The sequence below is a fragment of the Micromonospora sp. NPDC005252 genome, assembly GCF_042872475.1.
In the GTDB taxonomy this organism is placed as follows: domain Bacteria; phylum Actinomycetota; class Actinomycetes; order Mycobacteriales; family Micromonosporaceae; genus Micromonospora.
The window spans coordinates 315,661-337,560 of the sequence record NZ_JBIAKN010000003.1 but is presented as its reverse complement, the minus strand read 5'-3'; the positions used below and the strand labels follow the sequence as shown (position 1 = coordinate 337,560).

Genomic DNA, 21,900 nt, shown 5'->3' with positions numbered 1-21,900 from the left:
GGCGCGGTGCGGGCACCGGGCTTCGGTACCCTTTGTGGCCGTGGACACAGCTGAGAAGACCCGTGCTCTCACGGAGAGCGTCGCCCTGAACCCGCTCGATCCCAAGGACCTGTTGCAGACCTTCGGGCTGGTCGGCGTCTGGGTGATCCTCTTCGCCGAGACCGGCCTGCTGGTGGGCTTCTTCTTCCCCGGCGACTCGCTGCTGTTCCTCGCCGGCGTGGCAGCCTCGCCGGTGGCGGACGCCATCTTCGGTGACGGCACCCGGCTCTCGCTGGCCGGTCTGCTGATCGGCGGGCCGATCTGCGCGATCCTCGGCGCCCAGCTGGGGCACTGGCTCGGCGCGCGGTACGGCCGGCGGATGTTCGAGCGGCCCAACTCGCGGCTCTTCAAGAAGGAGTACGTCGAGAAGGCCGAGTACTACTTCCAGAAGTTCGGCCCGGCGAAGGCCGTGGTGCTGGCGCGCTTCATCCCGATCGTGCGGACGTTCCTCAACCCGGTCGCCGGGGCGCTGGGCATGCCGGCTCGGCAGTTCCTGATGTGGAACATCGTCGGCGCGGTGCTCTGGGTGGACGGCATCCTGCTGATCGGCTATCTGCTGGCCGACCGGATCTACAAGGCCATCGGCGACAAGATCGACCACTACATCCTGCCGGTGGTCGCCCTGATCATCCTGATCTCGGTGCTGCCGATCTTCTTCGAGTTCCTGCGTGACCGGCGGGCGCGCAAGCGCGGCGAGGCGGTCGCGGTGGTCGCGGCGGCCAGCGCCGCGGGCGCGGTCGACGCGGTACGCGAGAAGTTCGACCACGACGAGCACCCGCACGACCGTCGGCACCCGGGGCACGGCCAGGAGCGCTGATCCGAGATACGACGACGGCCGGCCCCCTGGTGAGGGGGTCGGCCGTCGGCATGTCAGGCCCGCCCTCCGGCGGTGCGGCCGAGGACGAGCAGGTATCACCTACCGGTGGCGCCACCCCTGGTTCGCCACCGGACACCGCCCCGGCATGGGACGGTGCGCAGCGCCTATGTCAGCGGGCCTTCTTGGTGGCCCGCTTACGCGGCGGGGTCAGCAGGTCGGCGATCGTCGCGATCGCACTCGGGACCAGCCGGTAGTACGCCCAGACACCGCGCTTCTCCCGCTCCAGCAAGCCGGCCTCGGTGAGGATACGCAGGTGGTGACTGACCGTCGGCTGAGAGAGGCCGAGCGGCGCGGTCAAGTCACAGACGCACGCCTCGCCCTCGGGGGCCGACTGGATCAGGCTGAGCAGCCGCAACCGGGCGGGATCCGCAAGGGCCTTGAGGACCCCCGCGAGACGCTCGGCATCGGCACGTTCGATCGGCTCACCGGCAAGCGGCGAGATCTGAGGCATTGTCATTTCGGCCAACGCAGTTCCCACGTATTCCATCCTTCCACCAGCAGCATCGATCCGCCTGCATATCAGCAGATCCGAATCGGCAAACTTTTACGCCACAAGGCCGAGGTCAGCCAACGTATAGGCCGCCCTGTACGGCAATCCGGCGGCTCGCACCGCGTCGCCGGCGCCTCGATCAACAATAACCGCCACGCCCACGACTTCGGCTCCGGCCTCACGAAGCGCCTCGACAGCGGTCAACACACTTCCGCCCGTTGTGGACGTGTCCTCCACCGCCAACACACGGCGGCCGGCCACCTCCGGTCCCTCGATCCGTCGCTGCAGACCGTGCGCCTTGCCCGCCTTCCGCACCACAAAGGCGTCGAGGGCGCGGCCGGTCGGAGCGGCGGCGTGCAGCATCGAGAGCGCGACAGGGTCCGCGCCCAGGGTGAGCCCACCGACGGCCTCGTACTCCCAGTCGGCGGTGAGATCGAGCAGCGCCCGACCGACCAACGGAGCGGCCTGGTGATGGAGCGTGACACGCCGGAGATCGACGTACCAGTCTGCCTCGCGCCCCGAGGAGAGCACGACCCGTCCGTGGACCACAGCCAGGTCGGTAATGAATTTACGCAGGTCGTCGTGGTCCCCCATGGCGATAGAGGTTACTGCGCAAGTCTGAACGGCGTGTGCACGGCCCTCCCTGATCAGCCCCGCGAGGAACCGACGGTTGGCGATGTTCGACTACGCTCAGCGACCGACCCGGAGGCGGTGCGCCAACGCCCGACGACGGAGCTTTCGGCGCGAGCGGGCACCGACGGCTCAGTTCTCGTCGCGACCGATCCGGCTGCGGGTGTCGCGGGCGACCGCCTGGAGCAGCCGGATCGGCGCGTGTCGCAGACCGGCGACCGCCACCTTGTACTTCCAGGCCGGGATGCTGACCAACTTGCCTTTTCGCAGGTCACGTAGGGCTTCGTCGACGACATCCTCGGCTCGCAGCCACAGCCACTCCGGCGTCTTCGACATGTTGATGCCGGCCCGTTCGTGGAATTCGGTGCGGGTGTAGCCGGGGCAGAGAGCCATCACCCGGACACCGAATGGGCGTGCCGACTGGCCGACGGACTCGCTGAAATTGGTGACCCACGCCTTGCTGGCCGAGTAGGTCGATCCGGGCATCACCGCGCCAAACCCTGCAACCGAAGAGACATTTATCACTGCCCCGTCGCGCCGTTCGGTCATCGGCCGAAGCGCCGCCAGGGTCAGTCGCATGACGGCGTGCACGTTGAGCCGGAGCAGCCGTGCCTCGTCCTCCGCTGTGGAGCGCAGGAACGGCTTGTTCAGGCTGATGCCGGCGTTGTTGACGAGCAGGTGGACAGGGCTGTCGGACGTCAGCCGCTGCTCGACGGTCGCGCAGCCGTCGTCGGTGGACAGGTCCGCCGACAACGTCTCCACGGCACGGCCGTGCCGGGAGCCCAGCTCGGCGGCCACCTCGCCCAGTCGGTCAGCATCCCGGGCGACCAGCACCAGATGCCAGCCGTCGGCCGCCAGGCGTCGGGCGAACGCCGCGCCGATGCCGGCGGTGGCGCCGGTGATCAGGGCCCGTCGCTCGGCGGTCGTGGGATCGAGCGTCACGGGCGGGTCCTCATCTGGGCGGGTACGGGGGCGCGGCGGACGCCGGCGGGGGCTGGTGCGGTGCGGGCGGAAACGCGGGTGGGGCGGACGGCGCGGTGGGTGACGTGGGGCGGTGTCGACCGAACCAGGCGTTCGCCGCCGGCAGGGTCAGCAGCGTTGCTACCACAAGGTAACCGAGGGCCTGCCCGACCGAAAGCCCGGCGTTGAGCGGGATCCACCAGGACGGGTACGCGTCCGAGATGAGGCCGAGCAGCTCGGCGGTGGCCCGCTCGTCGGCGCCCAGCCGCAGCGGCGCGGCCCGCTCGCCGACGAGCACCGCCACGCTGCAGCAGCCCGCGAGCAGGCCGAGCCCGCAGACCACCCAGGTGGCCACCCGCACGCCACGCCGACCCGTCAGCAGCCCGAGGGCCAGGCCGGCGAGCACGGGCACGGAGAGGGCCGCCACCACCGCGGTCAGCACCGCCGACGCCCGCAGCAGGGTCACCACGTCGTCGATCTGCTGCGGGCTCGCCGAGGTGTCCCGAGCGGCAGCCCGGAACGCGTCCACGGTCCGGCCCAGCACCGCCAGGTCGACGACGGCGTACGCGAGCGCGCCCACCGCCATCACCAGCAGCACGGCCGAGGCCGCCAGGACCACGGCGGGCCGGCGGGGCGGTGCCGATTCGGGGTACGACACGACGGATCCCTCCGGTAGGCGTCGGGTTGCAACCTACTCGGAGGGATCGTCGGCGTCGTGCTTATCCAGCGGTCAACTGGTCGACGGCGGGGTCGGTCCGGGGCGGTCCGCAGGCGGCGTGTCGTCCGGCCGGCCGGTGCCGGACGGGCCCGACGGCGGCGCGGACGGCGGGGTGCCCGGCTGCTCCGACCCGGGTGCCTGGCCCGGCGTCGACGGGTAGCCCGGCTCACCACTCGACGGGTAACTCGGCTCGCCGCTGGACGGGTAGCCCGGCTGGCCGGGAGCCTGCGGGTAACCGGGCTGGCCGGACGCCTGCGGGTAGCCCGGGTAGCTGGTGCCGGGGGTCGGGGGCTCCCAGGCCGCGGCGGGCTTGCGGAAGAACTCGTTCGACCTGGGCAGTGCCAGCAGGATGAGCGCCGCCAGCAGCGCGAGCAGGCTGATCACGCCGAGCGTGATGGTGACCGGGGCGATCCAGGACGGCAGCGCCTCCTCGAGACGGCGCTGGACCTCCTCGCTGCTCGGCATGTCGCCGCCGCTGTTCCCACCGGTGGTGAAGCCGCCGCCCACGCCGTTGAGCACGGTGCCACCCGTGCAGCAGACCATGATGCCGCCGACGATCCAGGTGGTGATGCGCGAACCGTTGCTACCCCGGTTGTTGAAGATGGCCAGCACGGCCAGCACGACCGCGAGCAGGAGCACGAGGATGCCGGCGCCGAGGGCGAACGCGAAGACGAAGTTCGCCACCTGGTCCGCGCCCTCGGCGGTACTGCTCGAGTAGGCGTCGCGGAGCACGTCGCGGGTCTTGCCGATGGTGGAGAGGGTGAGGATGAGACTGATCACCTGGCACGCCAGGAACAGGAAGAGCAGGTAGCTGGAAATCGTCACGGTGGATGGCCGCTGGCGGGCCGGCGTGCTCTGGGATTCGACCACGATTCTCCTTCCCTAGATCGGGCCCACACCGTATCGGCAACCGGCCACTCCGGCATGCCGTGCCGAACGCGGCGGCGCGTCGGGTCGCTCAGCGCCCGTCGTCGGTGGGTCGGATCGCCAGGTCGGCGGGGTCGAGCAGGTCGCCGCGGGCGACCCGCCAGCCCTCTTCGCCGTACGCCTCGAAGGAGAGCCGGGCGTTCGGGCCCGACTGGTAGTCGTGGTAGCGCATCGTCCCGGCCTGCGGCAGGCCGGTCTCGCCGGTGGCGGTGTAGCGGGCCTGCCCGGTCTCGGCCCAGGTGTAGCGCAGCCCGCCGAGGTCGATGGTCGGGGCGCCGGGGGTGACGGTCGCGCCGGGCTCGGCGGTCCAGAGCACCAACTCCAACTCGGGGTCGCCGTCGCCCTCCACCGAGAGCCGGTGCGGGGTGCCGGAGGCGTCGTCGAGGAGGTGCTGCACCCAGCTCCAGTCCCCCTCGACCAGGCGGATGGTGCCGCTCACGACGTACTCCCGCTGGCCGATCCGCACGCGATCACCCGGTGCCAGTCGGTGGGCGCCGTCAAGGGTGGGCCGGGCGGCCGGCGGCACGCCGGTGGGCCGGGCCGCGGCCCGCCGCCGGGCCCGCACGACGAACACGAGCACGACCACGATGAGTACGACCACCGCCGCCATCAGGTACGCCAGCGACCCGTCCACCCGACCACCTCCCCAGGTACGTCGGCGCAGACGGTAACAACCTCGCGCACCGAATTGAGTCGCGTCGTGACCGAAAGCTCAGCTACCGACGGCAGCCGGGGTGTCGCCGGCCGTGGTCATTGTGGATACCCGGATGCGGGCCGCTCTCCCGTGCCGGGGCGGCCAGCGGTCGGTGTCGGTTGCGCGACCGGCCGGTGCGACGGCCGGGTCACGCCGCCGCGAGTCGCTGGGTGGCGTAGTCGCCGAGGGTGGAACGCCCCATGACGCAGCCGACGAAGGTGGTGAACTCGGTGGGGTCGTCCCGCAGCGACGTCCACGCCGCTCGGGCCGCCGCCGGATCGGCACGCTCCAGCAGCGTCGCCGCGTACGCCCGGCCGGCGGGTGAACCCTCGGCGAGCAGCCGGTCGAGCTGCCGGCGTACCTCCTCGGGGTGGTCGTCGAGCGCAGCCTCGACGCGCTGGTACGCCTCGGTCACCGGCAGGGTCGCACCGGCGATCCCCACCCCACCGAAAGCAAGCGTGTCGGCGGTGACCAACTCGTCCACGGCCGCACCAAGGTCCCGCTCCCAAGCCTTACGCATCCCGAACATGCCCCAACCCTTTCCCTCCCCGCCCACCTCTCACCCTGTTGATCAAGAGGTTTGCGTCATGAGAAGACGTCCCCATGACGCAAACCTCTTGATCACCGCGGTCAGGCCGGGGTTACCGTGAGGGAGTTGGTGGCGGGGGTCAGGTCTACCTTTACTGTGTTGCCGTCTCGGATTGATCCGCTCAGCAGGGCCTTGGCCAACTGGTCGCCGATGGCGGTCTGGACCAGGCGGCGCAGCGGGCGGGCACCGTAGATCGGGTCGTAGCCGTGCTCGGCCAGCCACTGACGCGCGGACTCGGTGATCTCCAGGCCGAGCCGCCGGTCGGCCAACCGCCGCCGCATCCGGTCCAGCTGGATGTCGACGATGGAGCGCAGATCATCCCCGCGCAGCGCGGCGAAGACCACGATGTCGTCCAGCCGGTTGAGGAACTCCGGCTTGAAGTGCGACCGGACCACGGCCAGGACGCCCTCCCGGCGCTGCTCCTCGGCCAGCGTCAGGTCGCTGATCACCGACGACCCGAGGTTGGAGGTGAGGATCAGGATCGCGTTGCGGAAGTCCACCGTGCGGCCCTGGCCATCGGTGAGTCGACCGTCGTCGAGCACTTGGAGCAGCACGTCGAAGACGTCCGGGTGGGCCTTCTCCACCTCGTCCAGCAGAATCACCGAGTACGGCCGACGGCGCACCGCCTCGGTGAGCTGCCCGCCCTCCTCGTAGCCGACGTACCCGGGCGGGGCGCCGACCAGGCGAGCCACCGAGTGCTTCTCGCCGTACTCGCTCATGTCGATGCGGACCATCGCCCGCTCGTCGTCGAAGAGGAACTCGGCGAGCGCCTTGGCCAGCTCCGTCTTGCCGACACCGGTCGGGCCGAGGAAGAGGAAGCTGCCCGTCGGGCGGTCCGGGTCGGCGACACCGGCCCGTGCCCGGCGTACGGCGTCGGACACCGCGCCCACGGCCTCGGCCTGGCCGACCACCCGGCCGCCCAGCGACTCCTCCATCCGCAGCAGCTTTGCCGTCTCGCCTTCGAGCAGGCGGCCGGCCGGGATGCCGGTCCACGAGGCGACCACCGCGGCGATGTCGTCCGCGCCGACCTCCTCTTTGAGCATCGCGCCGTCGGCCTGGAGCTGGGCCAGCTCCTCCTCGGCCTGCTTCAGCTCGACCTTGAGGGCGGGGATGCGGCCGTAACGCAGCTCGGCGGCACGCTCCAGCTCGCCGTCCCGCTCGGCCCGCTCGGCCTCGCCGCCCAGGCGCTCCAACTCCTCCTTGGCGGTGGAGAGCTTGGTGATGTGGCTCTTCTCGGTCTGCCAGCGCTCGGAGAGCACGGTGAGCTGCTCGCGCTTGTCGGCCAACTCCTGGCGCAGCCGCGCCAACCGCTCGGCGGACGCGGCGTCCGGCTCCTTGGCCAGCGCCATCTCCTCGATCTCCAGCCGGCGGACCGCCCGCTCGATCTCGTCCACCTCGACCGGGCGGGAGTCGATCTCCATCCGCAGCCGGGACGCGGACTCGTCGACCAGGTCGATCGCCTTGTCCGGCAGGAACCGGTCGGTGATGTACCGGTCGGAGAGCGTCGCGGCGGCGACCAGCGCGGCGTCGGTGATCCGGACGCCGTGGTGCACCTCGTAGCGCTCCTTGAGCCCGCGCAGGATGCCGATGGTGTCTTCGATGGTCGGCTCGCCGACAAGCACCGGCTGGAAGCGCCGCTCCAGCGCCGGGTCCTTCTCGATGTGTTCGCGGTACTCGTCCAGCGTGGTGGCACCGACCATCCGCAGCTCACCGCGGGCCAGCATCGGCTTGAGCATGTTGCCGGCGTCCATCGAGCCCTCGCCCTTGCCGGCGCCGACGACGGTGTGCAGCTCGTCGAGGAACGTGATGACCTGCCCGTTGGAGTTCTTGATCTCCTCCAGGACGGACTTCAGCCGCTCCTCGAACTGGCCCCGGTACTGGGCGCCGGCGACCATCGCGCCGAGGTCCAGCGAGACCAGTTTCTTGTCGCGCAGCGACTCGGGGACGTCGCTGGCCACGATCCGCTGGGCGAGGCCCTCGACGATCGCGGTCTTGCCGACGCCGGGCTCGCCGATCAGCACCGGGTTGTTCTTCGTACGACGGGAGAGCACCTGGATGACCCGGCGGATCTCCGAGTCCCGGCCGATCACCGGGTCGATCTTGCCGTCGCGAGCGCTGGCGGTCAGGTCGACGCCGTACTTGCTGAGGGCCTGGTAGGTCTGCTCCGGGTCGGCGGTGGTGACCCGCCGGTCTCCGCCCCGGACGGTCGGGAAGGCCGCGACCAGGGCCTCCTCGGTGGCGCCGGCCGACTTCAGCGCGGCGGACACCGCGCCGCCCACCCGGGCCAGGCCGGCGAGCAGGTGCTCGGTGGAGGTGTACTCGTCGCCCAGCGGCCGCGCGATCTGCTCGGCGGCGCCGATGGCGTTGACGAACTCCCGGGCCAGCGTGGGCTCGGCGAGGCTGGAGCCCCGCGCGGCCGGCAGGGCGTCGACCGCCCGCTGGGCGGCCCGGCGCAGCTCGGCGGGGTCGGCCCCGACGGCGCGCAGCAGGCCGGCGGCGGTCGAGCCGTCGGTGTCCAGCAGGGACAGCAGGAGGTGCCAGGGCTCGACGGTGGCGTGGCCACGCTGGTTGGCCAGCGCGACGGCGCCGGTGATGGCCTCGCGGCTCTTGGTGGTGAGTTTCTCGGTGTTCATGGGCTCCCCCGGATCGGCGTTGTCCACTGGGTTGGACACAACCAGAGTTGAGCGTATTCCGCTCAACCTTACCGCTGTGACGGCCATCACTCCCGGTGCCGCCACCGCCAGTCGAACTCGCCGGCCGCCGGGGGCGGGCCGGGCAGCGGGTCGGCGTCCGGCGTCGTCGACAGGCCGCCGAGCAGCACCGCGAGCTGGCGGCGGCGTAGCTGGCGGGTCCGCTCCGCATCGGGTACGCGCACCGCCGCGCACGCCTCCAGCACCAGCCCCAGGTCCTGTACGACCACGTCGGGGCGCAGTCGCCCACTGGCGTGCGCCCGTTCGACGAGCGCGGTGGCCAGCTCGCTGGCGCGCAGCGCGTCCCGGCCCATCTCCTCGGTCGGCGTGAAGGTGCCGGCCAGGTGAACGGTGAGCGAGTGCACGTCGGCGTCGATCACCGCGGCCAGGAACCCGGCGAACGCGGTCCAGTCGTCCCGCTCGGCGAGCGCCTCCTCGGCCACGGCGATGTAGCGGCGCAGCCCGTCGTGGCAGAGCTGGCGCAGCAGGGCCTCCTTGCCCGCGTACCGCCGATAGAGCGCGCTGATGCCGACGCCCGCGCGGTCCGCGACGGCGGCGATCGGCGCCTTCGGGTCGTCGAGGAAGACGGCGCGGGCGGCTTCGAGGATCACCTCGTCGTTGCGGGCGGCCTGGGCGCGGCGGCCGGCCAGGGCCTTGGGAGACGTCGTCGACATGACCAGAGACTAACACTGGAACGGATCGTTCCGGTCTGATAGCGTAATTGCAGAATGAAACATTCCGTTCCGGAGGAGTTCGAAATGACCGCGATCCGCCCGTTCCGCGTCGAGATCCCGCAGAGCGCCATCGACGACCTGGCCGCCCGCCTGCGCCGCACGATCTGGCCCGCCGAGCTGCCCGGCGTCGGCGGCGCGTACGGGATGAGCGGCGACCGGGTCCGCGCGCTCGCCGACCGGTGGCGGGACGGGTTCGACTGGCGGGCCGTCGAGGCCCGGCTGAACGCCCACCCGCAGTTCGCCACGGAGATCGACGGCGAGCAGATCCACTTCCTGCACGTCCGGTCGTCCCGGCCGGACGCCACCGCCCTGGTGCTCACCCACGGCTGGCCGGGCTCGGTGCTGGAATACCTGGACGTGATCGGCCCGCTCACCGAGCCGAGCGACCCCGCGGCGCCGGCCTTCCACCTGGTCATCCCGTCGCTGCCCGGCTTCGGGTTCTCCGGCCCCACCCGCAGCGCCGGCTGGAACCGCTTCCGCACCGCCCGCGCCTGGGCCGAGCTGATGAACCGACTGGGGTACGACAGCTACGGCGCGGTCGGCAACGACGCCGGCTCGATGGTCGCGCCGGAGCTGGGCCGGATCGACGCCGAGCACGTCCTCGGCGTGCACGTCACGCAACTCTTCTCGTTCCCGTCCGGCGACCCGGCCGAGTTCGCCGGGCTGTCCGAGGCGGACCAGGCGGCGCTCGGGCACCTCCAGTGGTTCTACGAGAACAAGTTCTCCTTCAACCAGGTGCACAGCCAGCAGCCGCAGACCCTGGCGTACGGGCTGGCCGACTCGCCCGTCGGCCTGCTGGCCTGGAACGCCCAACTCTTCGACGAGAGCCTCGACGACGACTTCGTCCTGGCCAACGTGGCGCTCTACTGGTTCACCGGCACGGCCGCCTCGGCGATCCGCTTCTACTGGGAGGACGCGCACGCCGGTCAGCAGCCGTCCGAGCCGACCACGGCACCGACGGCGCTGGCCATGTTCCCCGGCGACTTCCAGTCCATCCGCCGCTTCGCCGAACGGGACCACGCGAACATCGTCCGCTGGACGGCGTACGAGACTGACGTCGAGGGACGCGGCGACATCGGCGGCCACTACGCCGCTCACCAGGCCACCGATGCCCTGGTCGGCGACATCCGCGAGTTTTTCGCCACCCTCCGCTGACCGCGCCGGTAGATCGACTCGACGTCCTGGAAATCGGGGTATCCGGGCTAACGGGACACCCCGACATCACCGAAACCGAGTCGATCAACCCGCTGTCGAATCAGGCGCGTGGCCGCCCGGCACGAAGCTGCCGAGCCGGTCGCAGCTCTGCAAGGAGTAGGCGTGTCGGACACCGTGGTCGGCAAGGAGTACGGCGTGTCGGACACCGTGGTCGGCAAGGCCATGATGATCCTCCGTGCGACCGGCTTGACCGAGACGCTGGAAGGCGTCGGCGTGTTCGTGGCGGGGAAGCCGTAGACCCCCCGACTCGCGGCCGCGCGCTCTAGATCGACACGAGATCGCTGATCTGGGGGTGTCCCGCCGACTGGGATACCGCGATATCGGCGATCCCGTGTTGATCATGGCCGGGCGGCGGACGTGGCTTCCAAGATCTGCCGTCTGTTCACCTAGCGGTAGCCTGGGCGGGTGCGAGTACGTGTCGAGCAGACCGCCTTACCGGGGATCGGGGTACGCCACGATCTGGTGACGGAGTCCGGACGCCGCCTGGGCGTGGTCTCCCACCGCAATGGCCGCCGTGATCTTGTCCTCTACGACCCGGACGATCCCGACTCCTGCCAGGCGGACATTCCGCTGACCGACGACGAGGCGGAGGCGCTGGCCGACATCCTCGGCGCGTCGCTGATGCTCGGTCAGCTCTCCGGGCTGCGCGAGCAGGCTGCCGGTCTGCTCACCGAGCAGATCGCCATCCCGGCCGGTTCGCGGTACGTCAACCGGATGCTCGGCGACACCAAGGCGCGTACCCGCACCAGCGCCTCGATCGTGGCGGTGCTGCGCGATGGCACGGTGAACGTGTCGCCCGAGCCCTCCTTCCGCTTCGCGGCCGGTGACGTGGTGGTCGTCGTCGGGACCCGTCAGGGTCTCGACGGCGTGTCCGCCATCCTCGCCGACAGTGACCCGGACGGCTGAGGCGGATGCACGATCTCACCACGCTGCTCATCGAAGTCGGCGCGCTCCTGCTGCTGCTCGGGCTCCTCGGCCGGCTCAGCCGACGCATCGGCCTCTCTCCCATCCCCCTCTACCTGCTCGCCGGGCTCGCGTTCGGGCACGGCGGGCTGCTGCCGCTGGACGCCAGTGAGGAATTCTTCGCGGTCGGCGCCGAGATCGGCGTGATCCTGCTGCTGGTGATGCTCGGCCTCGAGTACTCGGCCAACGAGCTCGTCGGCAACCTGCGCTCGGCAGCACCGGCCGGCCTGATCGACGGGCTGCTCAACGCCCTGCCCGGCGCCATCTTCGCCCTGCTGCTCGGCTGGGACTGGGTGGCCGCCCTGGTGCTCGGCGGCATCACCTGGGTCTCCTCGTCGGGCGTGATCGCCAAGGTCCTCGCCGACCTGGGTCGGCTCGGTAACCGGGAGACCCCGGTGATCCTCTCGGTGCTGGTCATCGAGGACCTGGCGATGGCGCTCTACCTGCCCCTGGTCACCGCCGTGCTGCTAGGCAGCGGCCTGGTCGGCGGCGGGATCGCGCTCACCGTCGCGGTGGGTACGGTGCTGATCGTTCTGGTGGTCGCCATCCGGTACGGCCACCTGATCTCGTCCGCCCTGTCGGCGAAGGACCCGGAGGCGCTGCTGCTCGGCGTACTCGGCCTGACGTTGCTGATCGCGGGCATCGCGGCGAAGCTGCAGGTGTCGGCGGCGGTCGGCGCATTCCTGGTCGGCATCGCCCTCTCCGGCCCGGTGGCACACCACGCCACCGAGCTGCTCTCGCCACTGCGGGACCTGTTCGCCGCGGTGTTCTTCGTGTTCTTCGGCCTGACCACCAGCCCGCAGGACATCCCGCCGGTGCTGCTGCCGGCGCTCGCCCTGGCCGTGGTCACCATGGGCACGAAGACGCTCACCGGCTACCTGGCGGCCCGCCGGGTCGGCATCGCCGAACCCGGTCGCTGGCGGGCCGGCCTGGCCCTCGTACCCCGAGGTGAGTTCTCGATCGTCATCGCCGGGCTCGCGGTCGCGGCCGGCAGCGTCGAGCCGCGGTTGGCCGCGCTCGCCGCGACGTACGTCCTGATCACCGTGGTGACCGGGCCGATCCTGGCCCGGCTGCCCGACTTCCCGTGGTTCAAGCGGTGGTTGCGCAACCGCGCGGCGGCCCAGCGGCGGGAGCCGGTGTCGATCCACGACTGACGTTCAGCCCGCTGCCGTGCCCTTGTCGGCGCGGCAGCGGCGCTGGCCAGGACACCCGAACGGCCGTTCGGGCCAGGCCGGCCGACGGATGCCGAATTGCTCCCTGCGGGTACTACCGCAGCACTCGACGGCGGGTTACCGTTTCGCCCCAGCAGCCACGGTCCGCAGGCAGCGTTGCCAGACGCGGGCGAGAGCGGAAGGTTGGCCGGTGAGCGTGCAGGAGTCGACGTTCCACGGTTTTGCCAACCCCGTCGATCCGACGCCGGCGGAGTTGCGAGCTTGGGCGTTCCAGCCCGATTCGGTGCCGTTGTCCTCCATGCCACCCGACTGGGACCTCCTGGTCTCCGGCGACCGCCTGGTGCTGACGCTCTTCGAGCTGGCGATGGACGCGACCTGCCCCGCGCGGCGCTTCGCGCTGCACTGCCTCTACATCTACGCCGCGGACGGCATCCGGACGAACTTTCGTGCCCATCCCAAGCGCCGCTTCCGCAAGCTGGTCGAGCAGGCCGAGCGCGACGGCGACGAGCTGATGAGGATCTGGGCGCACAACGGCCGCGTCCTGCTGGCCCGGCCGGACCTCTTCGTCTACCGGGACTGGTGCGAGGGCGGCCTGGTCCGCGAAAACCGCCGCCTCGGCTGAGGCCGGGCAACAACCGCAAGCAAGCAGGGCGAACGGGCCGGGACCCCCCGTGGGTCCCGGCCCGCACGTCGGTCACCGGATCAGTCCTGCTTGCGCTCGGTCTCGGCTCGGGCCGGGTCGACGCCGTGGTCGTCCTGGTCGGCGAACCGTCCCTCCTTGATCCGGTCGCGAAAGGTTGCCTCGGTGACCTTGTCGAACTTCTCGCGGACGGTGTCGGCCAGACTTTCCAACCGCTCCTCCGTCTGCTGAGCGAGGCTCTTCGCCTGCTCCGTCATCGCTCCCCCAACCGCGCCGATAGGCCCGAATTAAGGCGATAGGACCCGTATTGACAGGCTAACGGAAACGGCCTGGTCCGCGCCGGAAAATCCGGCGCGGGCCAGGCCGAGGAGCAGGGTCAGCGGTCGGGTGTACGGCGGGGACGCCAGACCACCAGCGCGGTGGACGTGCGGTTGGTCGGCACCAGATCCCGGCCCGGGAAACGGGCCAGTGACTCCAGCTCGGCCACCCGGCGGTACGCGGCGTCCAGCTCCGCCTCCAGCCGTGCGACCCGCTGCTGCGCCTGCTCCAGCAACCGCTCCAGCCCGATGATCCGCTTGACGCCGGCCAGGTTGATCCCGTCGTCCTGGCTGAGCCGCTGCACCTCGCGCAGCAGCACCACGTCCCGGACGCTGTATCGACGGCCACCGCCGGCAGCCCGGCCGGGCTGCACCAGCCCCAGCCGGTCGTACTGGCGCAGGGTCTGCGGGTGCATCCCCGCCATCCGTGCCGCCACCGAGATCATGAGTACCTTGGCCTCGTAGGCAGGGTCACCCGAACCGAGGAACTCGCCCGACATCCCGCTCACCTCCGCGTCCATCCCACCGGACTATCCGACCCGACGCACCCGGGCGTCGAGGTGTTCCCGCGCCGCCGGCGGACTCTGCTCGGCGAACGCCTCCAGCGCCGCCCGCGCCTCGTCCGACAGACGGGCCGGCACCACCACATCCAGGGTGACCAGCAGGTCACCGGCCTGCCCGTCGCGACGGACCACACCCTTGCCCCGGGCCCGCAGCACCCGCCCGCTGGGCGTGCCGGGCGGTACCCGCAGCGTCACCGCGCCGTCGAGCGTGGGCACCCGCAGGTCCGTGCCGAGCACGGCCTCCGCGTAGGTCACCGGCACGGTCAACGTCAGGTCGTCTCCGGTACGCCCGAACAGCTCGTCCGGCCGGACCTTGACGTGCACGAACAGGTCGCCGGCCGGGCCACCACGCTCACCGGGCTCACCGCGCCCGGCCAGCCTGATGCGCTGGCCGTCGGCCACACCGGCCGGGAAGCGCACGTTCATCGTGCGGGTCTTGGTGACTCCGCCGCTGCCGTGGCACTCCGGGCACTTCTCCTCCACGACGGTGCCGACGCCCTGGCAGTTGCCGCAGGGCTCGGAGAAGCTGAACGACCCCTGGTTGCGGGTCGTGACCCCGGCGCCGTGACAGACCGGGCAGGTACGCGGTTGGGTGCCGGGCTTGGCGCCGTTGCCGTGGCAGGTGTCGCAGACGCCGGGGGCGCGCAACGTCAGCGGCAGGGTCACCCCGCGCACCGCGTCGCCGAAGTCCAGAGCTACCTCGGTCTCCACGTCCCGGCCGCGCGCGGGCCCACGTGGAGCCGCCTGCCCACCGGCCTGCCCACCCGAGAAGATCGAGCTGAACAGGTCCTGGAAGCCGGCCCCGCCGAAGCGGCGGTCACCGCCACCGGCGGCGCCACCGCCGAACAGGTCGGAGACGTCGAACGGCATCCCGCCCGGCTGGCCGCCCGCCCGGGCGTTGCGCCGGAACGCGCCCGAACTGAACAGCGAACGCATCTCGTCGTACTCCCGGCGACGGCCGGCGTCCGACAACACGTTGTACGCCTCGGACACGGCCTTGAACCGCTCCTCGGCCTTCGGGTCGCCCGGATTGTGGTCCGGGTGCGATTCCCGGGCCAGCTTGCGGTACGCCTTTTTGATGTCATCCGCGGAGGCGGCCTTGTCCACGCCGAGCACGGCGTAGAAGTCCTTCTCGAGCCAGTCCTTCGAACTCACCGGTCCACCACCTCCTTCCGACCGTTGTGGCCCGGCCGTCCCGTCCACCGCTGTGCGGGGGACGGGACGACCCGGTCACTGTCTCGCACTATTCCGGATCCGCGACCGCGACCAGCGCGGGGCGCAGCAGCCGCTCACCGAGCTGGTAGCCGCGTCGCATGACCTGCACGCAGGTCGGCTCGCTGACCTCGGCCGAGGTCTGGTGCGCGACCGCCTCGTGCCGGGTCGGGTCGAACGGTTCGCCCTGCTCGCCGAAGGCGTTCAGGCCGAACTTGCCCAGCGCGGTGGTGAGCTGTTCCGCCACCGTTCCGAACGGCCCGACCAGGTCGCCGTGTTCCCGGGCCCGGTCCAGGTCGTCGAGGATCGGCAGCAGCGCGGCCAGCACCGAGCCGGTCGCCTGCTCCTGGACCAGGCTGCGGTCCCGGTCGACCCGCTTGCGGTAGTTGGCGTACTCCGCCGACACCCGCTGCAGGTCCCTGGTCCGTTCGTCCAGCTCGGCCCGGAGCGCCTCCAGCTCGGCGCCGAGCGACGTGCCACCGCCGTCCACCGGCTGCGCCGGGGCGTCCACCACCGGCGGGCCGGACGGCTCCGGCCCGTCGGTGGAGTTGACCTCGGCCTCGATCTCGTCGACCACGATCTCGGCGTCCTCGACCAGGCCCTCGGCGGGTACGTCGCTGCCCGCGTCCGTGGCGGTGCCCGCCGGCTCCGACGTGTCGGTCAGCTTGCGGTTGTTGCGGATGACGACCCGCTCCCCGTCGCCGGTGGCCGGCTCCGTGGGCGCGGAGCCACCCGGCGTCGACCCGGTGTCGCCCGGGTCGGCGGCTCGTGGCTTCTGCGTCATGCGGCTACCTCATCCCCTTCGCCGTGGATACGTGTCGGAGGCCGATGGTCACTTCTTGCCGTCCTCGTCCACGATCTCGGCGTCGACCACGTCGTCGGCGCCACCGGCGGCGCCGGCCTGCGGACCGGTCGCACCGGTCGCACCCGGGCCGGCCTCGCCGCCCGGCTGCTGGCCCTGCTCGGCCTGCTGGGAGTAGAGCAGCGAACCAGCCTGCTGGGAGACCTGCGCCAGCTTCTCGTGGGCGGACTTGATCTTCTCGATGTCCTGACCGCCCAGGGCACCCCGGAGCTCACCGAGCGCCTCGTTGAGCTGCTCCCGGTTCTCGCTGGGCAGCTTGTCGCCGCTCTCGGCGAGGAACTTCTCGGTCTGCCACTGGAGCGCCTCGGCCACGTTGCGGGTCTCGGCGTCGTCGCGGCGGCGCTTGTCCTCCTCCGCGTGCTCCTCGGCGTCCCGGCGCATCCGCTCGATGTCGTCCTTCGGCAGCGACGAGCCGCCGGTGATCGTCATCTTCTGTTCCTTGCCGGTGCCCAGGTCCTTGGCGTGCACGTTGACGATGCCGTTGGCGTCGATGTCGAAGGCGACCTCGATCTGCGGCACGCCGCGCGGCGCCGGCGGGAGGCCGGTCAGCTCGAAGGTGCCGAGCTTCTTGTTGTACGCCGCGATCTCCCGCTCACCCTGGAACACCTGGATCAGCACCGACGGCTGGTTGTCGTCCGCCGTGGTGAAGACCTCGGAGCGCTTGGTCGGGATGGTGGTGTTGCGCTCGATGAGCTTGGTGAAGATGCCGCCCTTGGTCTCGATGCCCAGGCTCAGCGGGGTCACGTCGAGCAGCAGGACGTCCTTGACCTCACCCTTGAGCACACCGGCCTGCAGGGCGGCGCCGACGGCGACGACCTCGTCCGGGTTGACGCCCTTGTTGGGGTCGCGGCCGGTGAGCTGCTTGACCAGGTCGGTCACGGCGGGCATCCGGGTCGAACCACCGACGAGGATGACGTGCTCGACGTCGGAGATCTTGATCCCGGCGTCCTTCACGGCCTGCTCGAACGGGCCCTTGCAGCGGTCCAGCAGGTCCTGCGTCATCCGCTGGAACTCGGCGCGGCTGAGCGTCACGTCGAGGTGCAGCGGGCCGGCCGCGCCGGCGGTGATGTACGGCAGGTTGATGTTGGTCGTGGTGGCGGCGGACAGCTCGATCTTGGCCTTCTCGGCGGCCTCACGGAGGCGCTGGAGGGCCATCTTGTCCTGGCTGAGGTCGATGCCGTGCTCGCCGCGGAACGTCTTGACCAGGTGGTCGATGATCCGCTGGTCCCAGTCGTCGCCACCGAGGTGGTTGTCACCGCTGGTCGACTTGACCTCGATGACGCCCTCGGCGAGCTCCAGCAGCGACACGTCGAAGGTGCCGCCGCCGAGGTCGAAGACCAGGACGGTCTGCTCCTTGGAGCCCTTGTCCAGCCCGTACGCCAGGGCGGCCGCGGTCGGCTCGTTGACGATCCGCAGCACGTTGAAGCCGGCGATCTCACCGGCCTCCTTGGTGGCCTGGCGCTGGCTGTCGTTGAAGTAGGCCGGGACGGTGATCACCGCGTCGGTGATCTGCTCGCCCAGGTACGCCTCGGCGTCCCGCTTGAGCTTCATCAGCGTCCGGGCCGAGATCTCCTGCGGGGTGTACTTCTTGCCGTCGATGTCGACGGACCAGTTCGTGCCGACCTCGCGCTTGACCGAGCGGATCGTCCGGTCCGGGTTGGTCACCGCCTGGCGCTTGGCGACCTCACCGACGAGCACCTCGCCGTTGCGGGCGAACGCGACGATCGACGGGGTCGTCCGCGAGCCCTCAGCGTTGGCGATGACGGTGGGCTCACCGCCCTCGAGAACGCTGACGCAGGAGTTCGTCGTGCCGAGGTCGATACCGACCGCACGTGCCATCTTCGCTTCCTCACTTCGTAAGGTTGTGCAGGTGGCGGGCATCGCCCGCGACTGCTCGGCGGGCACCGCCCGCAGCGGACCCCACCACAAGTTGAGTGAACTGGACTCAATAGTGCCACGCGCTGGCGAATCGTCAAGTTGAGTTGAGCCGACCCGACGCAACCCAGCCGTTATTACCGTCCGGTTGTCTTCCCTTGCATCGGTCGGGCACGCTTTAGCGGTGACGACGCACGGCGATTCCGCCACCCGTTCCGGCGCGCCCGCCGTCGCAGCCCGCACCGGCCCGCCGGACGCCGCGGAGGAGCCGCCCGCCACCACCGGGGACGACAGCCTCCCCGGCGCGCTGTCGGGCCTGAAGGCCGCGATCGGCGCGACCCGCTATCCGCTCGCCCTGCCCTCCGCCAAGGCCGCCCGGCACACCGCGAGCGCCCTCACCGACCAGCTCGACGACTACCTGCTGCCCCGGCTCGCCCGACTGGACGCCCCGCTGCTCGTGGTGGTCGGCGGTTCCACCGGCGCGGGCAAGTCGACCCTGGTTAACAGCCTGGTCAAGGCCCGGGTCAGCGCCGCCGGTGTGCTGCGGCCCACCACCCGCTCCCCGGTGCTTGTCTGCAACCCGGCCGACGCGTCCTGGTTCCGGCAGGGCGACCTGCTGCCCGGGCTGACCCGCACCACCGAGCCGAGCGACGATCCACGCTCCCTGCACCTGGTCACCGCCCCCGCTCTGCCGCCGGGTCTGGCCTTCCTCGACGCACCGGACATCGACTCCGTCGTCGACGCCAACCGGGCGCTCGCGAGCCAACTGCTCGCCGCCGCCGACCTCTGGCTCTTCGTCACCACTGCCGCCCGGTACGCCGACGCGGTGCCGTGGGAGCTGCTGCGCAGCGCGCGGGCCCGGGGCGCCGTGATCGCCATGGTGCTCGACCGGGTGCCCGCCGAGGCCAGCGACGAGATCGCCGCGCACCTGGCCGAGATGCTCGCCGCGCAGGATCTGGGCCGGGCGCCGCTGTTCGTCCTCCCGGAGACCTGGGTCGACGGTCAAGGGCTGCTGCCCGAGGGGGTCACGGCGCCGCTGGCCGACTGGTTCGCCCGGCTGGCCGCCGACGCGGACGCCCGCGCGGCGGTGGTCCGGCAGACCCTGGACGGCGCGCTGGCCGCCCTGCACCCCGCCGTCGAGGAGCTGGCCGACGCGGCCGACGAGCAGGTCACCGCCGCCGACGGGCTGGACGAACGGGTCCGGGCCGCGTACCGGGGTGCCGAGCGGACCGTCGAGCAGGGCCTGCAGGACGGCCGACTGCTCCGCGGTGAGGTGCTGGCCCGCTGGCAGGAGTTCGTCGGCACCGGCGAGTTCTTCCGCACGCTGGAGGCCCGCATCGGGCGACTCCGCGACCGGGTGGTGGCCGCCGTCACCGGCCGGCCCGCGCCGGCCGCCGAGCTGCGCAACGCCATCGAGTCGCAGCTCGTCACCCTGCTGCGGGGCGTCGCGTCCGAGGCCGCCGAATCCGCGTACACCGGGTGGAAGGCACACCCGGCGGGAGCGGACCTGCTCGAGCCGGGGCTCGCCCACCCGAGCGACGACCTGCCCGAACGCGCCGAACGGATGGTCCGGGACTGGCAACGCGGCGTGCTGGAGCTGGTCCGGGTCGAGGGCGGCGACAAGCGGTTCGTGGCCCGCACCGCCGCGTACGCGGTGAACGCCACCGGGTTGGCCGTGATGATCGCCGTGTTCGCCTCGACCGCGTTCATCCCCACCGGGCTGGAGTTGGCCACCGGGGCCGGTACGACGGTCGCCGCGCAGGCTGTCCTCCAGGCGATCTTCGGCGACCAGGCGGTGCGTACCCTCGCCGCGAAGGCCCGGGTCGACCTGGTGGCGCGGGTCCGGACGCTGCTGGACGCGGAGGCGGACCGCTTCCTGACCCGCACCGCCGAAGCCCGACCCGCCGAGGCGGCCGGTGACGCGCTGCGGCGGGCCGCCGGACGGGTCGAGCTGGCCCGGCACCGCAGCGGCCTGGCCACCGGCGACGGCACCCTGCCGGTCGGCGACGAGGAGGGTTCGCGGTGACCAACATCGCCGGCCGGGTATGCGAGGCGTTCCGCGGCGACCAGCGGGTCGACCCGGACGCGCTGATCGCCCGCCTGGAGGCCGTACGCCGGTTCCTGACCGCCGTCGACGGCCTGCTGCCGGACGCCGAGCTGGTGCCCGCGCACACCCTGGTCGAGCGGGCCGGCACCCGGCTCGCCCTGTCCCGCGATCACACCGTGGTGGCCCTCGCCGGCGCCACCGGCAGCGGCAAGTCCAGCCTGTTCAACGCGCTGGCCCAGCTGGAACTCTCCCCGGTCGGGGTTCGCCGGCCGACCACCGGCGTGACGCACGCGTGCGTGTGGGGGCCGCTGGAGGGCGCCAACCGGCTGCTCGACTGGACCGGGGTGCTGCCCCGGCACCGCTTCGTCCGGGAGAGCGCGCTCGACGCGGACGACGAGACGGCGCTGCACGGGCTGATCCTGCTCGACCTGCCCGACTTCGACTCGGTGCAGCGGTCCCACCGGCTGGAGGTGGACCGGCTGCTCGGCCTGGTCGACCAGGTGGTCTGGGTGGTCGATCCGCAGAAGTACGCCGACCGGGTCATCCACGACAGCTACCTGCGCGAGTTCCACCGGCACCGCGACGTCACCCTGGTCGTGCTCAACCAGGCCGACCGGCTGCCACCGACCGAGCTGCCCCGCGTCCTGGACGACCTGCGCCGGCTGCTCGACTCCGACGGGCTGACCGGCGTGCCACTGCTCGCCACCACCGCCATCGACCCGGCCGGGATGGTCGGGCTGCGTACCGCGCTGGAGCGTACGGTCGCCGAGCGGCAGGCCGCCCTGCGTCGGCTGGCCGGCGACGTCGACTCGGTCGTCGCCGGGCTGGACGAGCTGGTCGGCTCGGCCCGACCGGCGGGTGGCCCGGACGGCACGGCCGTCGCCGCGCTGAACCGGGCGCTGGCCGGCACGGCCGGTGTGCCGGCGGTGACCGAGGCGGTGGAGCAGGCGTACCGGCATCGGGCCGGCGCGGCCACCGGCTGGCCGGTGGTGCGGGGCTGGCGTCGGCTCCGACCCGACCCGCTGCGCCGGCTGCACCTGCCCGGCCCGACCGGCGGCGCAGCCGACCCGGCGGAGAGCCTGGTCGCGGCGACCTCGGTGCCTGATCCGACCGCCACCCAACGCTCGGCGCTCGGCCTGGCGATCCGCGCGGTGGCCGACCGGGCTGCCGCCGACCTGCCCGCCGCCTGGCCGGCGGCGGTCACCTCCGCCGCCCGGTCCCGCCTGGGCGACCTGCCGGACGCGCTGGACCGGACGATCGCCGGCACCGACCTCGGCCTGGACCGGCGACCGCTCTGGTGGCGGGTCGTCGGCGGTGTGCAGTGGCTGGTCACCCTGGCCGCCGTGGTCGGGTTGGGCTGGCTGGTGCTCGGCTACGCGCTGCGGGCGCTCGGCCTGCCCGCGCTGGACAACCCGATGGTCGGCCAGGTGCCGCTGCCCACCCTGCTGCTGCTCGGCGGCCTGCTGGCCGGGCTGCTGGTGGCGGCGGTGACCCGCCCGGTGGTGCGCTGGGCCGCCCGGCGGGCCCGCGCCCGCGCCGAGCAGCGCCTGACGGCCAAGGTCGCCGACGTCGGCGCGGAGTACGTGCTCGCCCCGGTGCGGATCGTGCTGGCCTCCTACGCGCAGGCACGCGACGCGCTGCGGGACGCCGCCCGCCGCTGACGCCGCTTGGTACGCCCCGACCGGC

Annotated in this window: 22 protein-coding genes; 8 read left to right on the top strand and 14 right to left on the bottom strand. The window is 71.8% G+C overall.

Going from position 1 to position 21,900, the window contains the following annotated elements:
- Positions 1 to 34 precede the first annotated feature (34 nt).
- Complete coding sequence (locus ACFYPH_RS11150) at positions 35 to 856, top strand: DedA family protein (RefSeq protein WP_354860239.1); 822 nt, start codon at positions 35 to 37, stop codon at positions 854 to 856.
- Between the two features lie 169 nt (positions 857 to 1,025).
- Here the strand turns inward: ACFYPH_RS11150 and ACFYPH_RS11145 are convergent, their stop codons facing one another.
- The 9 genes from ACFYPH_RS11145 to ACFYPH_RS11105 form a co-directional block, all read right to left on the bottom strand.
- Positions 1,026 to 1,403 (bottom strand): helix-turn-helix transcriptional regulator, encoded by a 378-nt coding sequence (locus ACFYPH_RS11145; protein ID WP_007454255.1) that lies wholly within the window; start codon positions 1,401 to 1,403, stop codon positions 1,026 to 1,028.
- A 57-nt stretch (positions 1,404 to 1,460) separates the two neighbouring features.
- On the bottom strand, positions 1,461 to 2,000 hold the full coding sequence (gene pyrE / locus ACFYPH_RS11140; protein ID WP_007454251.1) for an orotate phosphoribosyltransferase: 540 nt from the start codon (positions 1,998 to 2,000) through the stop codon (positions 1,461 to 1,463).
- Positions 2,001 to 2,168: 168 nt separating this feature from the next.
- The gene (locus tag ACFYPH_RS11135; RefSeq protein WP_387180984.1) at positions 2,169 to 2,978 is read right to left on the bottom strand and encodes an SDR family NAD(P)-dependent oxidoreductase; all 810 of its coding nucleotides are present in this window, start codon (positions 2,976 to 2,978) and stop codon (positions 2,169 to 2,171) included.
- Between the two features lie 10 nt (positions 2,979 to 2,988).
- Entirely contained in the window at positions 2,989 to 3,654 is a 666-nt protein-coding gene (locus ACFYPH_RS11130) for a hypothetical protein (RefSeq protein WP_355064609.1), read from the bottom strand.
- A 72-nt stretch (positions 3,655 to 3,726) separates the two neighbouring features.
- Complete coding sequence (locus ACFYPH_RS11125) at positions 3,727 to 4,584, bottom strand: hypothetical protein (RefSeq protein ID WP_387180981.1); 858 nt, start codon at positions 4,582 to 4,584, stop codon at positions 3,727 to 3,729.
- A gap of 88 nt (positions 4,585 to 4,672) precedes the next feature.
- Positions 4,673 to 5,275 (bottom strand): DUF4178 domain-containing protein, encoded by a 603-nt coding sequence (locus ACFYPH_RS11120; protein WP_387180978.1) that lies wholly within the window; start codon positions 5,273 to 5,275, stop codon positions 4,673 to 4,675.
- Between the two features lie 208 nt (positions 5,276 to 5,483).
- On the bottom strand, positions 5,484 to 5,864 hold the full coding sequence (locus tag ACFYPH_RS11115) for a hypothetical protein (RefSeq protein WP_354860222.1): 381 nt from the start codon (positions 5,862 to 5,864) through the stop codon (positions 5,484 to 5,486).
- A 101-nt stretch (positions 5,865 to 5,965) separates the two neighbouring features.
- A complete protein-coding gene (gene clpB, locus ACFYPH_RS11110) occupies positions 5,966 to 8,557 on the bottom strand; it encodes an ATP-dependent chaperone ClpB (RefSeq protein ID WP_387180975.1) in 2,592 nt (863 codons plus the stop codon).
- 86 nt (positions 8,558 to 8,643) lie between these two features.
- A complete protein-coding gene (locus ACFYPH_RS11105; protein WP_387180972.1) occupies positions 8,644 to 9,288 on the bottom strand; it encodes a TetR/AcrR family transcriptional regulator in 645 nt (214 codons plus the stop codon).
- 84 nt (positions 9,289 to 9,372) lie between these two features.
- On the opposite strand from ACFYPH_RS11105, the gene ACFYPH_RS11100 reads away from it, so the two are divergent.
- From ACFYPH_RS11100 to ACFYPH_RS11080, 5 genes are all read left to right on the top strand, one after another.
- Positions 9,373 to 10,503, top strand: coding sequence for an epoxide hydrolase family protein (locus tag ACFYPH_RS11100; protein WP_387180969.1), 1,131 nt, complete (start codon positions 9,373 to 9,375; stop codon positions 10,501 to 10,503).
- A gap of 162 nt (positions 10,504 to 10,665) precedes the next feature.
- Positions 10,666 to 10,800 carry a hypothetical protein gene (locus ACFYPH_RS11095; RefSeq protein ID WP_387180967.1) on the top strand — a complete coding sequence of 45 codons (135 nt, stop codon included), beginning with the start codon at positions 10,666 to 10,668 and terminating at the stop codon, positions 10,798 to 10,800.
- A gap of 168 nt (positions 10,801 to 10,968) precedes the next feature.
- Positions 10,969 to 11,469 (top strand): cation:proton antiporter regulatory subunit, encoded by a 501-nt coding sequence (locus tag ACFYPH_RS11090; RefSeq protein ID WP_007454242.1) that lies wholly within the window; start codon positions 10,969 to 10,971, stop codon positions 11,467 to 11,469.
- Between the two features lie 5 nt (positions 11,470 to 11,474).
- A complete protein-coding gene (locus tag ACFYPH_RS11085) occupies positions 11,475 to 12,680 on the top strand; it encodes a cation:proton antiporter (RefSeq protein ID WP_387180965.1) in 1,206 nt (401 codons plus the stop codon).
- A 208-nt stretch (positions 12,681 to 12,888) separates the two neighbouring features.
- A complete protein-coding gene (locus ACFYPH_RS11080) occupies positions 12,889 to 13,320 on the top strand; it encodes a hypothetical protein (RefSeq protein WP_354860209.1) in 432 nt (143 codons plus the stop codon).
- Positions 13,321 to 13,400: 80 nt separating this feature from the next.
- On the opposite strand, the gene ACFYPH_RS11075 is transcribed toward ACFYPH_RS11080, so the two are convergent.
- From ACFYPH_RS11075 to dnaK, 5 genes are all read right to left on the bottom strand, one after another.
- Positions 13,401 to 13,595: a hypothetical protein gene (locus ACFYPH_RS11075; protein ID WP_354860207.1), complete on the bottom strand. Its 195-nt coding sequence runs from the start codon at positions 13,593 to 13,595 to the stop codon at positions 13,401 to 13,403.
- Between the two features lie 119 nt (positions 13,596 to 13,714).
- Positions 13,715 to 14,155 (bottom strand): heat shock protein transcriptional repressor HspR, encoded by a 441-nt coding sequence (locus ACFYPH_RS11070; RefSeq protein ID WP_030332087.1) that lies wholly within the window; start codon positions 14,153 to 14,155, stop codon positions 13,715 to 13,717.
- A gap of 30 nt (positions 14,156 to 14,185) precedes the next feature.
- Entirely contained in the window at positions 14,186 to 15,373 is a 1,188-nt protein-coding gene (dnaJ, locus tag ACFYPH_RS11065) for a molecular chaperone DnaJ (RefSeq protein WP_354860205.1), read from the bottom strand.
- Positions 15,374 to 15,461: 88 nt separating this feature from the next.
- Positions 15,462 to 16,214, bottom strand: a complete 753-nt coding sequence (gene grpE / locus ACFYPH_RS11060; RefSeq protein WP_354860203.1) for a nucleotide exchange factor GrpE — start codon at positions 16,212 to 16,214, stop codon at positions 15,462 to 15,464.
- A gap of 48 nt (positions 16,215 to 16,262) precedes the next feature.
- The gene (dnaK, locus tag ACFYPH_RS11055; protein WP_355134030.1) at positions 16,263 to 18,131 is read right to left on the bottom strand and encodes a molecular chaperone DnaK; all 1,869 of its coding nucleotides are present in this window, start codon (positions 18,129 to 18,131) and stop codon (positions 16,263 to 16,265) included.
- Between the two features lie 220 nt (positions 18,132 to 18,351).
- Between dnaK and ACFYPH_RS11050 the strand changes: the two genes are divergently transcribed.
- Both ACFYPH_RS11050 and ACFYPH_RS11045 read left to right on the top strand, forming a co-directional pair.
- On the top strand, positions 18,352 to 20,193 hold the full coding sequence (locus tag ACFYPH_RS11050; protein WP_387180961.1) for an ABC transporter: 1,842 nt from the start codon (positions 18,352 to 18,354) through the stop codon (positions 20,191 to 20,193).
- A complete protein-coding gene (locus ACFYPH_RS11045) occupies positions 20,190 to 21,875 on the top strand; it encodes a GTPase (protein WP_387180959.1) in 1,686 nt (561 codons plus the stop codon). Before ACFYPH_RS11050 ends, ACFYPH_RS11045 begins: the two co-directional genes overlap by 4 nt.
- Positions 21,876 to 21,900 lie beyond the last annotated feature (25 nt).

Excerpts from the sequence above, each read along its gene's own strand:
- ACFYPH_RS11145 (WP_007454255.1), bottom strand. The coding sequence starts at position 1,403 with ATGGAATACGTGGGAACTGCGTTGGCCGAAATGACAATGCCTCAGATC.
- pyrE (WP_007454251.1), bottom strand. The coding sequence starts at position 2,000 with ATGGGGGACCACGACGACCTGCGTAAATTCATTACCGACCTGGCTGTG.
- ACFYPH_RS11115 (WP_354860222.1), bottom strand. The coding sequence starts at position 5,864 with ATGTTCGGGATGCGTAAGGCTTGGGAGCGGGACCTTGGTGCGGCCGTG.
- clpB (WP_387180975.1), bottom strand. The coding sequence starts at position 8,557 with ATGAACACCGAGAAACTCACCACCAAGAGCCGCGAGGCCATCACCGGC.
- ACFYPH_RS11105 (WP_387180972.1), bottom strand. The coding sequence starts at position 9,288 with ATGTCGACGACGTCTCCCAAGGCCCTGGCCGGCCGCCGCGCCCAGGCC.
- ACFYPH_RS11100 (WP_387180969.1), top strand. The coding sequence starts at position 9,373 with ATGACCGCGATCCGCCCGTTCCGCGTCGAGATCCCGCAGAGCGCCATC.
- ACFYPH_RS11085 (WP_387180965.1), top strand. The coding sequence starts at position 11,475 with ATGCACGATCTCACCACGCTGCTCATCGAAGTCGGCGCGCTCCTGCTG.
- ACFYPH_RS11075 (WP_354860207.1), bottom strand. The coding sequence starts at position 13,595 with ATGACGGAGCAGGCGAAGAGCCTCGCTCAGCAGACGGAGGAGCGGTTG.
- ACFYPH_RS11070 (WP_030332087.1), bottom strand. The coding sequence starts at position 14,155 with ATGTCGGGCGAGTTCCTCGGTTCGGGTGACCCTGCCTACGAGGCCAAG.
- grpE (WP_354860203.1), bottom strand. The coding sequence starts at position 16,214 with ATGACGCAGAAGCCACGAGCCGCCGACCCGGGCGACACCGGGTCGACG.
- dnaK (WP_355134030.1), bottom strand. The coding sequence starts at position 18,131 with ATGGCACGTGCGGTCGGTATCGACCTCGGCACGACGAACTCCTGCGTC.